This window comes from Winogradskyella echinorum (assembly GCF_014297365.1).
GTDB lineage: Bacteria > Bacteroidota > Bacteroidia > Flavobacteriales > Flavobacteriaceae > Winogradskyella > Winogradskyella echinorum.
Map to the genome: position 1 here is coordinate 1,470,680 of NZ_JACOQD010000001.1, position 15,416 is coordinate 1,486,095.

The 15,416-nt window shown below is 31.9% G+C and carries 11 protein-coding genes; 4 read left to right on the plus strand and 7 right to left on the minus strand.

Going from position 1 to position 15,416, the window contains the following annotated elements; genetic code table 11:
• Positions 1-15: 15 nt before the first annotated feature.
• The gene (locus H8K90_RS06575; protein WP_186845118.1) at positions 16-867 is read right to left on the minus strand and encodes an OmpA/MotB family protein; all 852 of its coding nucleotides are present in this window, start codon (positions 865-867) and stop codon (positions 16-18) included.
• 86 nt (positions 868-953) lie between these two features.
• On the opposite strand from H8K90_RS06575, the gene chrA reads away from it, so the two are divergent.
• Positions 954-2,081, plus strand: coding sequence for a chromate efflux transporter (chrA, locus tag H8K90_RS06580; RefSeq protein WP_186845119.1), 1,128 nt, complete (start codon positions 954-956; stop codon positions 2,079-2,081).
• A gap of 54 nt (positions 2,082-2,135) precedes the next feature.
• Here chrA and H8K90_RS06585 read toward each other — a convergent pair whose 3' ends face one another.
• Both H8K90_RS06585 and H8K90_RS06590 read right to left on the minus strand, forming a co-directional pair.
• On the minus strand, positions 2,136-4,439 hold the full coding sequence (locus H8K90_RS06585) for an inorganic phosphate transporter (protein WP_186845120.1): 2,304 nt from the start codon (positions 4,437-4,439) through the stop codon (positions 2,136-2,138).
• A gap of 62 nt (positions 4,440-4,501) precedes the next feature.
• On the minus strand, positions 4,502-5,707 hold the full coding sequence (locus H8K90_RS06590) for a porin (RefSeq protein ID WP_186845121.1): 1,206 nt from the start codon (positions 5,705-5,707) through the stop codon (positions 4,502-4,504).
• 428 nt (positions 5,708-6,135) lie between these two features.
• Between H8K90_RS06590 and H8K90_RS06595 the strand changes: the two genes are divergently transcribed.
• The gene (locus H8K90_RS06595; protein ID WP_186845122.1) at positions 6,136-6,492 is read left to right on the plus strand and encodes a toxin-antitoxin system YwqK family antitoxin; all 357 of its coding nucleotides are present in this window, start codon (positions 6,136-6,138) and stop codon (positions 6,490-6,492) included.
• An 82-nt stretch (positions 6,493-6,574) separates the two neighbouring features.
• Here the strand turns inward: H8K90_RS06595 and H8K90_RS06600 are convergent, their stop codons facing one another.
• Together H8K90_RS06600 and H8K90_RS06605 are read right to left on the minus strand one after the other, a co-directional pair.
• Complete coding sequence (locus H8K90_RS06600; protein ID WP_186845123.1) at positions 6,575-9,400, minus strand: TonB-dependent receptor; 2,826 nt, start codon at positions 9,398-9,400, stop codon at positions 6,575-6,577.
• 63 nt (positions 9,401-9,463) lie between these two features.
• A complete protein-coding gene (locus H8K90_RS06605; RefSeq protein ID WP_186845124.1) occupies positions 9,464-10,732 on the minus strand; it encodes a hypothetical protein in 1,269 nt (422 codons plus the stop codon).
• Positions 10,733-10,982: 250 nt separating this feature from the next.
• Between H8K90_RS06605 and H8K90_RS06610 the strand changes: the two genes are divergently transcribed.
• Positions 10,983-12,323 (plus strand): deoxyguanosinetriphosphate triphosphohydrolase, encoded by a 1,341-nt coding sequence (locus H8K90_RS06610; RefSeq protein WP_186845125.1) that lies wholly within the window; start codon positions 10,983-10,985, stop codon positions 12,321-12,323.
• Between the two features lie 85 nt (positions 12,324-12,408).
• On the plus strand, positions 12,409-12,579 hold the full coding sequence (locus H8K90_RS06615; RefSeq protein ID WP_186845126.1) for a hypothetical protein: 171 nt from the start codon (positions 12,409-12,411) through the stop codon (positions 12,577-12,579).
• On the opposite strand, the gene H8K90_RS06620 is transcribed toward H8K90_RS06615, so the two are convergent.
• Together H8K90_RS06620 and H8K90_RS06625 are read right to left on the minus strand one after the other, a co-directional pair.
• A complete protein-coding gene (locus H8K90_RS06620; protein WP_186845276.1) occupies positions 12,553-14,337 on the minus strand; it encodes a 1-deoxy-D-xylulose-5-phosphate synthase in 1,785 nt (594 codons plus the stop codon). The genes H8K90_RS06615 and H8K90_RS06620 overlap by 27 nt on opposite strands.
• A gap of 22 nt (positions 14,338-14,359) precedes the next feature.
• Positions 14,360-15,355 (minus strand): energy transducer TonB, encoded by a 996-nt coding sequence (locus H8K90_RS06625; protein WP_186845127.1) that lies wholly within the window; start codon positions 15,353-15,355, stop codon positions 14,360-14,362.
• Positions 15,356-15,416 lie beyond the last annotated feature (61 nt).

Below are 15,416 nucleotides of genomic sequence, written 5' to 3' on the forward strand. Positions count from 1 at the left end.
TAAGATAGATTTGATTTATTTTGCTTCCATTAAGGCAAAAAACTTGTCAATGTTTGGCATTAAAATAATACGTGTTCTACGGTTTTTAGCACGATTAGCTCTTGAATCGTTTTCAACTAAAGGTTGGTAGCTACTACGACCAGAAGCAATTAATTGCTCAGGTGCTACATTAAATTGATTTTGTAATTTTTTAACAACAGAAGTAGCACGTAATACACTTAATTCCCAGTTGTCTGAAATTTTTTCTGTATTGATAGATCTAGAATCTGTATGACCTTCTACCATTACATCTAAACTTGGTTCAGAATTGATAACATCTGCCAATTTCTTTAAGATTTTGTCAGCTTTATTTCCTACTCTATAACTAGCTGTGTTAAATAACATATCGTCAGCAATAGATATCATTACTACAGTTTCGTTGATATCTACAACGATGTCTTCATCCTCATTAAGATCACTAGTATTCATAGCTTTACTTAAATTATGCTGTACGGCTAAGTTCATAGAATCTTTTAATGTTTTAGCTCCAGCTAACTTTTCAGGATCTATGTTCTGTAAAGTAGCACGCATTTTTTCTTTACTTGCTACAGATGCTACAGTTCCATCTTTAGATACCTCAAATTTAGCTTTGTTTTCTATAGTTAATCCTTCAACATCCTTATTTAAAGATTGTATTTTAGAATTGTAATCATTTACTCGTGCTTCTATAACAGCAAACTTATTTTCTAAGTCTTCTTTTTCAACACGTGTTTTAGTAAGTTCGCTTACAGTTTCACCATGTTGTTGTTCTAAGGCCAAGTATTTCTTCTTTGAAACACAAGAGCTTAATATAATAGCTGTTACTAATAGAATTGAAAATCTTTTCATTGTTTTAACTTTTGGTTTAAATTAGTTTACAGTTCTATATACGATGAAATGTTACTTTTGGATGTTAACAATGTTAAATTTTAAAAATGAATTCTAGATTAAAAGAAGTTGCTCAAGTATTTTTTAAGTTAGGTTGTTTTGCATTTGGTGGGCCTGCAGCACATATCGCTATGATGGAAGATGAGATTATAGAAAAAAGAAAGTGGATGACGCGTGATTATTTTTTGGATTTAATAGGTACAACCAATTTAATTCCAGGACCAAATTCTACAGAGATGACTATGCATTGTGGTTATGAGCGAGCAGGTAAAGCAGGACTATTTATTGCAGGCCTTGCTTTTATTTTACCTGCGACCTTTATTACTGCTTTATTAGCCTATTTATATGTGAGTTATGGTAAATTACCACAAGTAGAGCCTTTTATTTATGGCATTAAACCTGCTGTTTTGGCCATTATTGCTTCGGCTATTTTAAAACTTGGTAAAAAAGCCATTAAGAGTGCAGAACTTATTATACTTGGTGTTTCAGTAGTAATAGTAAGTTTTCTTGGTGTTAATGAGGTGGTAGCATTACTATCAGCCGGAGTTATAGGTATGCTGTATTTTTATTTGAAATCCAAGACGATATCAACCTTAAACTCAGTTGAACCTTTATTATTGTTTTTTGGAATCAATGCTACATTGGCAAAGGTTTCTTCCTTAAAACTCTTTTTAATTTTCTTAAAAGTAGGAGCTATACTCTATGGAAGTGGTTATGTGCTTTTTGCTTATTTAGATGCAGAATTAGTATCAAGAGGATTACTAACAAGAGCAGAACTTATTGATGCTATTGCAATTGGGCAATTTACTCCTGGACCTGTATTATCTACATCGACGTTTATTGGGTATCAGCTTTCTGGATTTACTGGAGCCTTAGTAGCTACAACTGCTATCTTTTTACCATCATTTTTATTTGTGTTGGTTTTAAATCCTTTTATTTCTAAAATGCAGAAATCTAAAATCTTAAGATACTTTTTAGATTCGGTCAATGTAGCTGCTGTAGCTGTTATGCTTGCTGTTCTTTTTGTTATGGCTAAGGAAACACTTATAGAATGGCAAAGCATAGTTATTGCTTTACTATCTGTTGTTTTAACTTTTAAAACTAAGGTGAGTACAATTTGGACAATTGTTATAGGAGCCGTTTTAGGATTTATACTGATAACTATTACAAAATAAAAAGCCATCAATAATATATCGATGGCTTTAAATGAAGTTATACTCTATTTCTTCTTATTCTGAAAGCTCAGAATTTTTATTGGTTTCATCATCTTCAACTGAAATAGTTGCAGGTTCAATTGAACTATCAAAGGAATTGTGATACTCTTCTAGTAAGTTCATTGTAGCATTTAATAAATCTTTTGTCTCAAGTAATAATCCAAAATAAAGCGTTGTGTTTTTTGGACTCGATTCTTCAGTTCTAGTTCGTGCAACTTGCTTTACTATTTTATCAGTAACTAAATCTAACAATTCTTTTTTACGATTAATTATCGATTCAATTTGCTCAAACGAACGAGAATCGAATGCAGCTTTTGTATCTGTAAAAAGAACTTCTAAAGTGTCATCAACTTCTTTTAGCTCTTTAATTTGACTAAACTTAAGCTTTTTATGGTTATTGTTTACATGCTTGTGGCTTACTTTAGAAATGTATTCTAAAGATTGTGTCATATCTTCTAAATAACCTAAAATGTTAATATAAAAACTACTAGCTCTTAAACTTGTTTCGTCTAAATTTTTAATGAAGTAGAATATATTGTCACGCAGACTATCAACTTCTTTAGATAACTTATCAATTTGTTTTTGATTCTTTTTTAGCAAAGATAAATCTTGTTTGGCCAATCCATTTACAGCGTTAGTGTATATTCTATTTCCACGTTTAATTACGTTAGAAATGTTTCCGGCACTTTCGTGTATAACACCTTGTACGGATTTGCTTCCTGTAGATTTTAAACTGTCTTCATCTGCTGTTTTAGTTGATTTATCTTTATGAGATTTGTAATTTCTGTATAATAAGATAGCTGTTAGTAGAAGTAAAATAGGTGTTATTACACTAGGATTCCAGTTTATTAAAAATACAACTGTTCCAGCAGCTATAAATGCTCCTAAAGCTGTACCAAACCATCCGCCAATTACATTTAGTACACCAGCTACACGATATACAGCGCTTTCTCTTCCCCAAGCTCTATCCGCTAAAGACGTACCCATGGCAACCATAAAAGTTACGTAAGTTGTAGATAGAGGTAATTTCATTGATGTTGCAATAGCAATTAACACACCAGCCACCATTAAGTTTACAGATGCTCTAATCATATCAAAAGCAGGTGCTTCGATACTTTGATCCTTTGTCATAACAATATCTGGTTTATCAAAACTCTTACCTATTTTTTCTTGAATTGATTTTGGAAGAACAACACTAAGATAATTTGATAATTGAGTAGTACCTTTTACTACAGATCTTGAAAGTGCATTAGGTTCAAATTTTTCGTGTGTTTCTCCTTGACGAGATAGACTTATTTCCGTTTCAGCAACCGTTTTAGCTTTTTTAGAAAACCATAATGTTAATACCATTATAGCTCCCGCAATAAATAGTAATAAAGGCTCTGCAGGAACTTTTTTATCTAATACAGCCATTGACATGTTAATATCCATACCTCCAGCAACCCAAGCTTCATAAGAGTGGTATGCTGCCATTGGTACTCCAATAAAGTTTACTAAGTCATTTCCAGAAAATGCTAGAGCTAACCCAAAAGTACCAACTCCAATTACAACAAGTAAGACTGTTTTTTTCGTTAATTTTTCATATAAGAAAGAAAACAAGGTCCAGAAGACAAAACTTCCAAGTATAATGTATACTTCATTTCCTTCAACCACACTTTTCATTTCCTTATAATAAGGTGTTCCTTTTAATCCTTTTAAAAAGATAAAATAAGTTATTGCCGTTAAAGCAACACCACCAAAAATGATTCCGAAATTCTTTATTTTTTTCTCGTAGTTGAATGTAAAAATGAGTCTTGATATCCATTGTACTAGAGCACCAACTGAAAACGCAATTAGAACAGATAACAAAATCCCACTAATAATTGTTAAGGCTGTATCGGTGGCAATGTAATTTCCTAAATCAGCAAAAGTCTCAGATTCTGAATGACTAATTTTTATCAATGACATTACTACAGCTGCACCTAATAAATTAAAAACAATAGATACCGTCGTAGATGTAGGGAGTCCTAATGTATTAAAAAAGTCGAGTAACAGAATATCTGTAATCATTACAGCCATAAAAATGAGCATTATCTCACCAAACTCAAATTGAGCAGGAACGAAAATACCTTTACGTGCTACTTCCATCATTCCACTTGAGAAGACTGCACCAATAAAAATACCTAAACTTGCTACAATCATTATAGTTCTTAAAGAAATTGCTTTAGAGCCAATAGCAGAATTTAAGAAATTAATAGCATCATTACTTACACCAACTATTATATCAGCAACAGCTAATACAGTGATGGCAATTAACATGAATAAATACATATTGTCCATAATTTTTGGTTTTGCAAATATCTAGACTGTTTAGGTCAGATACGTTATGTTAATGTTATGTTTTAAAAATGAATATCAAATCCTAATCTGAACCTAATATTATCGTCATTGCCATCTATAGTTGTATAACTAATATCTGACTGAACTTTTAATTTATGTCCAACAATATATCTCGAGGCTCCTAAAGTATATTGCTCAGTAGGCAAGGCTCCAGTAACGTTTTCAAAATCTAAAGTTGTAAAACGTGCAGCTATTTCGTAATTACTTTTAAATAAATATCCCGCTTGTAAGTTTAATGCATTACCAGTTAAGACAATGTCTCCAGTAGGTGTTGTACCATCTGCTTCAGTTGCGATTTCATCACCAGCAGTGCGCTTTGCATATTCTCCCATAAAAGAAAAGCCATTATACTTAAACATTGCATCGGCGAATATTGTAGTTTGGTCAGTTTCATAAATAGAACCATCTGTTCTAATCATATAATCACCAGCAAATCCTCTTTCTCTAACAGCATTTTGATTATAGTTATAAGTAAAACCTACCATTAGTTTTGGTTTTTCTTCACGTTTTAAATCGGATTGACTATAATCCCCTTTAGATTTAAAGGCTCCGAATGGCAAAAACTCTAAACGTGCAGTATATTGTAACCCACCTTCGTTACCCTCTGTAACATTTCGACCTTCCCCTTGTGATATTGCAAATTTTTCGCGCATTAAAAAATCACCACCTAAGTTAGATTTGTGACGTAATTGGATTCCTAAATCACGATCTATGTTAAATCGACTGTTTAATAACGAACGATTTATCAATTGAAGATTTCCAGAAGATACAACACGCTCTACGTTACCAGGTAATTTTGTTTGTCCTGCCCATAATTCCCAATTGTCAGCAAAATTCCACATAATTACGGCGTCCAAAATATATCTTGGTGTATTTCTGTTAAAATCATTAGCTCCAGATATATCTCTATTAGATAAACCTAGCTCAATTTTGTATTTTAATTTTGGGCTATAAGCAAAGCCATCAAATTTTAAACGTGCTCTACGTACTATAAAATTATGCTCTGGACTTCCGTACTGATTACCATCATAATTCCAAGAAGAGATAGAACGCACTTGAAAACGTGGTGCAAATTTTACACTAAAAGAACTGTCTTTAGCAACAAAATTTATTAAACCTTTTCCAAATGATGTATCACTAATTTCTTGTGCATTAAGTGAAGTTATTGCCATAAGTATAATGACAATGAGTAGATCTTTAAGTTTCATTAAAATTTATTTAGTTTTTGTCGAGTGCAAAGAACTAACTTTAATGTTAAGTAAATGTTTCCTATGTATTATTATAAGGGTAAATTTAAGCTATAAAAGAAGGCTGCTTTTAATAAAGCAGCCTTATTAGAAATCATATTTATTAAGTCGACAAAAACTAATAAAAATTATGAATTACTAATTGTGATATTATTACACCTTACAAATATGGAGACTAAAAGTAATATTAATGTAATGTAAATATTATCTAATTATTAAGATTAATATTTCTTATCTAAAAGATTGTAACTATGTAAATTAGTGAAACGTAAAATTCACAAAAACAGGTGTTTGCGCGTTTAATGTTAACTAAATGTTATGTAAATGTTGTCTAAATGTAAAATAAAAGGTATCTTTGAGTAATACAATAATTTAAATCCCAAATAGATATGAAAAAGATAGTAATATTATTAGTAATGTTGTGTGTAGGATTTTCATACGCACAAGACAAAATACAACCTAAATTAGAAAAGAAGGGTGATATAACAATAGCGACTTACTTCCATGAGAATGGTAAAGTTCAGCAAACCGGAGCTTTTGATACTAATGGAAAGCTACATGGCGAATGGACAAGTTTTGATGCTGAAGGAAACAAAGTATCTATAGGAAATTATGAAGCTGGTAAAAAAGTTGGTAAATGGTTCTTTTGGGAAGGTGATTCTTTAAAAGAAGTAGATTACATTGATTCTAAAATTGTTAGTGTTAACAAATGGGACAATAAAACCAAAGTTGCCGTTAATAGATAAAATAATCTTTTAAAAAATAAAGAAGGCTCTCTATTAATAGAAAGCCTTTTTTTAATTAATAACATGATGTATTCTTTTACCCTTAGAATTTAAAAGAATACCCTAAAGATATTTCTGTACCAGGATCTCTTAATGAGAAGGTTTGGTTTTCAGTTTTATAAGATTCGTATTCGCTTAGTCTTTCACTACCTAAGATATTAGTAATCTTTAAGTCTATTGAAGAGTTTTTACTTTCTCCAAATGATTTGTTAAGTGTAAAGTTTAAGCTATTAAAAGGTTGTGTATATACATCTGGCACTAAACCAATACCTACAACTTCTAATGTTGAACCTTGAATGTTATAGAATAAACCAGTTTGTAAACCTATATCAGAATTGTTATAATCTAAACCTACATTAATTAGGTATGGTGCCTGTCCTTGTAAATCTCTTTCGCGTTCAATGGTTTCACCATCTCTTGCTGCAAGCGAGCGACTTTCAAACTCGTCATCAGACATAGTTAATTCAGATTTTATTAATGAGACATTGGCATTAAACTTAAGATTATTTAAACCTTCAGATATAAAGCCTAAACGTTGTCTAAGTTCAAATTCTACACCATAAACTGTTGCATTACCTAGGTTATCAACTGTTAATTGCGTTGGTGCTTGTAAAAAGAAAGATTGCTCAATAGGATCTGTAAAATCTTTATAGAATCCACTAACGGCAAACATTTGACCGTTTTCTCCAAAATGCTCATATCTTAAATCAAAATTATTTACATAAGTTGGTACCAAATCAATATTACCAATGAACAATCGGTTGGTAATAGGGTCAAAAATTTGAGCAACAGATGCTTCTTTAAAAGATGGTCTAGCCGTTGTACGAGAGTATGACGTTCTTACATTAGATTTATCATTTAATGAATAAATTATATTTGCGGATGGAAAAAAGTCAAACTCATCTAAAATTGATTCTCTATTATAAACAATCGTATTGTTTTGACCTGTATAAAACGAATTAAACTTTTCTGTTCTAAGACCTAAAACTGTTTTAAAATTTTCTGACAGGTTAAATTCTGCAGAAAAATATGTTGCAGCAATTCCCTGTTCACCCTCATAAGCGTCATTTGGATTAAACTGATCACCAAAAACTAAGAATGTACCATTATCTGTGTCTGGATTCCAAATATTATTAGAATTTAATAATTGATCAACATCACCACTCGCTATAAAAGCATCATCACCTTGAATGTTAAACGTATAATCATCAATACTAAAATCTCTAAATTTGTAGGTATAAGCTCCACCAAACTTCAGTTTTGCAGGCCTTCCAAAAAGTTCTATAGTTTTATCTAAATCAACTTTACCAGACCAGCTTTCTTCAATTAAATTTCTCCATAATTGAATCGGGTAGGTAGAAGCAGAAGGGCTAATAAATGAATCTCCATTATCTGCTTGTTGTAAAGGTGTAATTCTGTGGTTTTTGTCCATTACCTTAGAAAACGTTGGTGAAAATTTCCACTCTAAGTTAAAGGCATTTTCGTTATCACTTAAGCGGTGAATACCAGAAAGTAACAAATTAGTAACAGAACGTTCTGTATATGTAATTGCATTTTTTGTTAATGGTTCTAATCCACCACCTACACCATCTTGTGAAATAACTTGATTATAGAAACCAGCACCAGACTCACCATTCTGAATATGCAATAAGTTGGCTTTAAATTTAGATAAACCTGTTTTATAGGTTAGACCTAACATTCCGTTAAGGATAACATTATTTATACCTTCAGAACCTTTTGAAGCTAATGTGAAATTTAAGTTGTTATCAGATGAGTCTGAATTGTTTTTAACAAAAGCACCATCTTCTCTGTTTTCATAAAAGGTAGTTTCATTTTTGTATGAAAATGAGGCTTGGTAACCTATTTTATCATCACCCAAATCATATTGGTTACCTAAAGTAAAGCCAAGGTCAAAGTTCATTCCACTCGCTTCTTGTTTTGCTCTAAGTTCTTTTGAAAACCTATCTGTCAGTGTTGTTAGTAACAATTTATTTTCAAAGGTACCTGGTATTGGTTGATATCTGTGTATTGGTAAATCTCTTGTGCCATCATCAAAACCAAAAAAATCGGTATCACTTCCACCAGAGGTTAAGTAATTATTATTAAAGTGCATATCTGGATTGTAACCCATGCCTAATGATAAAGTGTATTCTGCTTTAGACGGAAAATCTTTAGTTACAATATTTACAATTCCACCAGTAAAATCTGCTGGATATTCTGCAGAAGCAGATTTTAATACAATAACATTATCTAAAATGTTAGTAGGGAATAAATCCATTTGAATGGTATTACGATCTGGATCTAAACCAGGAATATCAATACCATTTAAAATAGATTTGGTATATCTATCACCTAATCCACGAACATAAACATACTTTCCACCTTGTATAGAAACGCCAGGCACACTTTTAACAGCACTTGCAACGTTGCTTGCTCCAGAACTTTTAATGGCTTGTGCAGATAACCCGTCTAATACTACAACAGATTTCTTTTGTAGATTTAATACAGAGTTTTCAGTATTTCGTTTTGTGGTTGTTGTAATAATTACGGCATCTAATGAGTTTGTTTGTAATACAATGTCTAAGGTTGTGACTTCATTATTTTTAATAACAACACCTGTTATTTCTTGAGACACATATCCAACAAATGAAAAGACTAATGTATAAGTACCTTCTTCTAACTCGAGTTCGTATTTTCCATCAAAATCAGCACTAACACCTGTGGTTGTTCCTTTTACTAATATGTTAGCAAAAGCCATAGGCTCGTTAAATTCACCATCCATTACTGTTCCCGAAACGGTTCCTTGTGCAAAAGATAAAGAAGTAATTAGAAAGAAAACAAAAGTTAAAACGTTTTGTATATTTTTCATGTTAAAATTTAAATAACCCATCGCTTATAAATAAACGATGGGTTGGTATATTAAAAAGTGTTTTTAGAAACCTAATCCAGCTGCAGTATTTGCATATGTCCAGTTTAAGTTAGATGTTGTAGCACCAACAGTTTGTGAACCTTCTGTTACCGCAGTTGCTGTAGAACCAAATCCAGATACATTTACGTTTTCTGCTTTATTTACAAATATATCTTCGACATTAGTTACACCAGATGGCAAGGCTATTTGCCAAGTTCCAAATGTTAATAATGTATTGTTGTAATTTGTAGCAACGCCATCGTTGTCTAATTCTACATCAGAAGAATCTTTAAATCCGTAAGCGTAAATATTATTTGTAGTGCCCATTGCGTTACTTCTGTAATCTGCATATTCACCATTTTCAGTAACTAAATTACCGATAATAGTCGCGTTCTGTAATGTAAATGAACCTGTAGCAGAACCTTCTGGACCATCAATCTCAAATGCATGGTCAGAGAAATCACCTAATACAACAACTGCATTGTCAATTGTACCAGAGTAAGCTTGGTCTATATCTAAAGCGTCATCACCTTGAGCCCAAACTAATAAGTTTGAAGCATCAACAGTTCCTCCGAAAAACTCAATACCATCATCTACATTAGCAACAACTTCTATATTGTTAATTACAGTACCAGTACCAACACCACCAAGTGTTAATCCGTTAATTTCGTTTCCTTCACCTATTAAAGCACCACCATGACGAATTGAGATATACTGTAAGTTACCAGAACTATCAGCAGCATCAGTACCACCATAAAGACCAAAAGTATCAGCCGCAGGAATACCTTCTATTTGTGCTTCAGTAATATCACCAGAGAAAGAACATGGTGCGTAACCTAAAACAATTAATCCTCCCCAAAGACCTCTATCGTTTTGATCTAAGTTTGTGCCTGCTGTTTCTCCACATGAAATATTATCGCTTGTAGAAGTAAATATAATAGGTTGGTCAGCTGTTCCTTGAGCATTTAACATACCTCCTCTAGCAACAATTAATGCAGAAGCTAAAGAACCTGTACCAGGTGAACCTTTAATAATTGTTCCTGGGTTGATGGTTAAAGTAACACCATCGCTTACAACTACTTTTTGGTTTAATTGATAAATGTTATCAGCAGTCCAAGTTGTGTTTGTAGTAATTGCGCCCGTAACAGCAACAACTGGGCATTCCGCGCCAGAACCACCATCATTTATATATATTGTAGTTTCTTCAATAATAATTGGAGTATCATCATCTTTAAAACAACCAGTAAATACTAGTGATGAAGCTACTAACGTGATTAAAAGTAATTTTTTCATGAGTTAAATTTTAATATACAGATTTGATTTTTTTGTATTTAGGTGCAAAGTAACAGCCTTAATCTTGTTTAAAGGTTAATCAAAAATTAAAGATTTGTAATCAAAAGGTTAGTTTAGTGTTAGCTTAGTATTAAACTGATTTATATTAAAGAAACAATTAGTTAACATTGAAATCTGTAATATCTAACTAGACTTTTTGTAATCAATTTTATAGCAATTTATCTATCTTGCATTCTCTAAGAAATAAACTATGAATTGGGAACAATTACTCTCTTTAAAGCGCTATGGCGATACCAATAAAAGATTACGAAAAGAACAAGATGAAACTCGCTTGGTTTTTGATGCAGATTATGATAGAATTATATTTTCGTCAGAATTTAGAGGATTGCAAGATAAAACACAAGTAGTGCCATTATCTAAAACAGATTTTGTGCATACGCGTTTAACTCATAGTTTAGAAGTTAGTGTTGTTGGTAGATCATTAGGAAGAAAAGTCGGTAAATTACTTTTAGAGAAACATCCACATCTCGAAAATGTACATGGTTATAAGATGAATGATTTTGGAACCATTGTAGCCGCTGCTGCCTTAGCTCACGATATTGGTAATCCACCTTTTGGCCACTCAGGTGAAAAAGCAATTGGTGCCTATTTTATGGAAGGAGAAGGTGCGGCATTTAAAAACTTAATGACTGATAAAGAATATCAAGATTTATGTGATTTTGAAGGTAATGCTAATGGCTTTAAAATACTAGCTGAAAGTAGAGAAGGTAGAGCAGGTGGATTACGATTAAGTTATGCAACACTTGGTGCTTTTATGAAATACCCAAAAGAATCCTTACCTAAAAAGCCAACAAACCATATAGCAGATAAAAAATATGGTTTTTTTCAAAGTGAAAAAGACATGTTTGTAGATGTAGCTACAGAATTAGGTTTAACCAAACGAAGTAATAATGATTTAAGTTTTCAAAGACATCCATTAGCGTTCTTAGTGGAGGCAGCGGATGATATATGCTACACCATTATAGATTTTGAAGATGGAATTAACCTTGGGCTTATACAAGAAGAATATGCCTTAGAATATTTAATCAATTTGGTAAGAGGTAAAATTATAACCGAAAATTACAATACCTTAAAAACAACCGAAGACCGCATTAGTTACTTACGTGCACTAGCCATCGGAACTTTAATTGACGAGGCTGCTTCTCTTTTTATGAAACATGAAGACGAAATTTTGACTGGTAAATTTGAAACTGCTTTATTGGATGTAAGTCAATATAAAGCGCAGATAAAAGATATTATTAATATCAGTGTAAAGAATGTTTACCAATCTAAAGAAGTTATTAATAAAGAAATTGCAGGTTACGAAATTTTAAATCAACTTCTTAATGCATTTGGTAAAATGGCATTTAATTATTTTGAAGGCAATATATCTAATTACGATAAGTTATTATTAAATATATTACCTAAAACAGTGAAGTTAAAAAACGGTTCGCTATACCAAAATCTTCTAGCTGTTTGTCTATATATTTCAAAATTATCTGATACAAATGCTATGTTATTACATAAAAAGTTAAAAGGCAATATCTTATAAAAAAATACATTTTGTCGAATTTATTTGTTTTTTAACGATAAATTGTTTTATTTTACAGCCTAATCAAATTTTAAAGATCCTACTTATGAGAAATAATATACTAGGTGGTTTAGTTATCTTCTTTGTTGTTGTAACTTGCCTTTTGATGATAGACGATATTTCTAGCACTAATGAAGTGCAAACTACTTACAAAAAAATAGAAGTAGAACAAGTTGAAAAACCATCTGAATTAGCTACTCTCGACGAAGAGCAATAGATTTTCAAGCTCTTTTTTAATAGATAATACGTCCAATTTTTGAAGCTTTCTTAATTGGTCGATTTTTCCATGTTCTATAAATTTATCTTCAATACCTAATGTTACTACCTTTTGCTTGTAATTAGAGGTACTAGCAAAGGATAAAATTGAACTTCCAAAACCACCAACTATTGTTCCATCTTCAATAGTAATTACAGCCTTGTATGTTTTAAATATATGATGTAGTAATTTAAGATCTAAAGGTTTTACAAACATCATATCATAATGTCCAATGGCATCTTTTTGGTCTATAGTAGAAATAGCATCTTCTATAGCTTTAAACATTGTACCTATAGAAAGAATTGCAATTTTATTACCCTTTTTAAGACATTCTCCTTTTCCTATTTCAATTTTTTTAAATGGTTGTTTCCAATCTAAAAGATGACCTCGACCTCTCGGATAACGAATAGCTATTGGAAAATCAATTCCTAATTGTACCGTATACATTATATGTCTTAGTGCGATAGCATCCTTTGGTGCAAAAATCACCAAATTAGGTATACAGTTTAAATATGCTAAATCAAAAACTCCATGATGTGTTGCACCATCTTCACCAACCAAACCAGCACGATCTAAACAAAAGATTACAGGTAGCTTTTGTAAAGCGACATCGTGGATAACTTGATCATAAGCGCGTTGTAAGAATGTAGAATAGATATTGCAAAATGGAATTAAACCTTGAGTTGCCATACCTGCAGCTAAAGTAACAGCATGTTGTTCTGCTATACCAACATCAAAAGCACGATCAGGTATTTCCTCCATCATATATTTTAATGAACTGCCGGTTGGCATAGCTGGAGTAATGCCAATTATTTTTTCATTTTTTAAGGCCAGTTCTACTATGGTTTCACCAAATACATCTTGATATTTAGGTGCTAATTTTTCGCTAGATGTTGTATTTAACTCACCAGTTTCTGCATTAAACTTACCTGGTGCATGATATTTAACCTGATTTTCTTCGGCCTGTTTTAAGCCTTTACCTTTGGTAGTGATAACATGTAAAAACTTTGGTCCTTTTACTGATTTTAACCGCTCTAATTCTGAAAGTAATACAGGTAAATCATGACCATCTATAGGGCCAGAATAATTAAAATTTAAGGCTTCAAAAATATTGTCTTGTTTCTCAGTACCCTTTTTTACGTTGGTTAAATATTGCTTTAAAGCACCAACACTTGGGTCAATGCCAATAGCATTATCGTTTAGTATAACTAGTAAATTGGCATCCGTTACTCCTGCATGGTTTAAGCCTTCAAAAGCCATTCCGCTAGCAATAGATGCATCTCCAATTACAGCAATATGGTGTTTATTTTCTCCTTTTAGTTGTGAAGCAATAGCCATTCCTAAAGCTGCAGAAATTGAGGTGGATGAATGGCCAACACCAAAAGCATCATATTCACTTTCACTTCGTTTAGGAAATCCGCTTATACCATTGAGTTGTCGGTTGGTTTCAAAAATATCTTTACGACCAGTTAATATTTTATGTCCGTAAGCTTGGTGACCAACATCCCAAATTAATAGGTCATCAGGTGTATTGAATACATAATGCAATGCAATAGTAAGCTCCACAACACCTAAACTTGCACCTAAATGACCTTCTTTAGCAGCAACGATATTGATAATAAAATCGCGTAACTCTTTAGCCAAATATGATAAATCATCGACTTTAAGTTGGCGTAAATCCTTAGGTAAATTAATATGTTTTAGAAGCTCTTTTTTCACCTCGTAAAAATACGAGATTTTATTAGTCTTCAATTATAAAAACTATGGGTAAGGTGTATATCGTAGCTATATTTTTACCACGCTGGTTTCCAGGTTTAAACAAAGGTAGAAGTTTTATGACACGAATGGCTTCTGCTTTTAATGCCGAATGTGTTGAGGACCTTACTTTGATATCTTCAACAGCTCCATTTTCGTTAATCTTGAATTGTGTATAAATTCTTTGTTTACCTTTTAAGTTTAAGCTCTCTGCAATTTTTAGATTAAAGTTATCTTGTACTATTTCTGTTACTCGATTAGATAAGTGTTTTTTCTTTTCAGAGCGAGATAAGTCTTTAGGTGTATCTTCAAATTCAGGTGGATTTTCAAAAACTAAAAGACCAGATACAAATTCTTCTTGAGGTGGTACTATTATTTCTCCTACAATTTCTGGAATTTCAATTTCCAATGAATCTATGTCAATAAGTTCTTCTTTATCTATATCATTAGGTATTACTTCTATATCACCTGTTTCAATAACCATCATACCATCTAGAATTTGTTGCTCAGTTATTTTACCTTTTGAAGCTTTCACTCCTTTTTTATTGATCGAATCTTGATGAGTTTCTTTAATTCCTTCACATTTAAAAATAGAATCAATAGATTTTTTATGTGATTTAATAATTTCTACACTTTCAATTTTTTTAGTTTTTCCTTTTTCGTCTTCACAACTTAAAAGAGTCATTCCCATAGTAAGTAATAATGCTAAAAGAAATAATCTATGAAAGTTTAAATGTTGATTAAAAATACTTTCAGGAACTTTCAGATTAATCGAATTTAGCTGACTTTGCTTAATATGTCCGCAAATGCGTTTGTCTTTGTTAAGTTGTATATAATCTTGAATTTCATTAACATTCATCTTAGTAAAATCTACAACAGTCTTAGAACAAGATTGGCAAAACCGACCTTTTTCATTTGGAGTCATTTTAGACCATTCTTCGTGGCAAGGTGCAGGTATTGAGATAGAATAGTTTGGTTTCATAATTAATAGCTTTGTTATATGTCATCAAATTTCTTGCCGATTTTTAAAGGGACAATGCGTT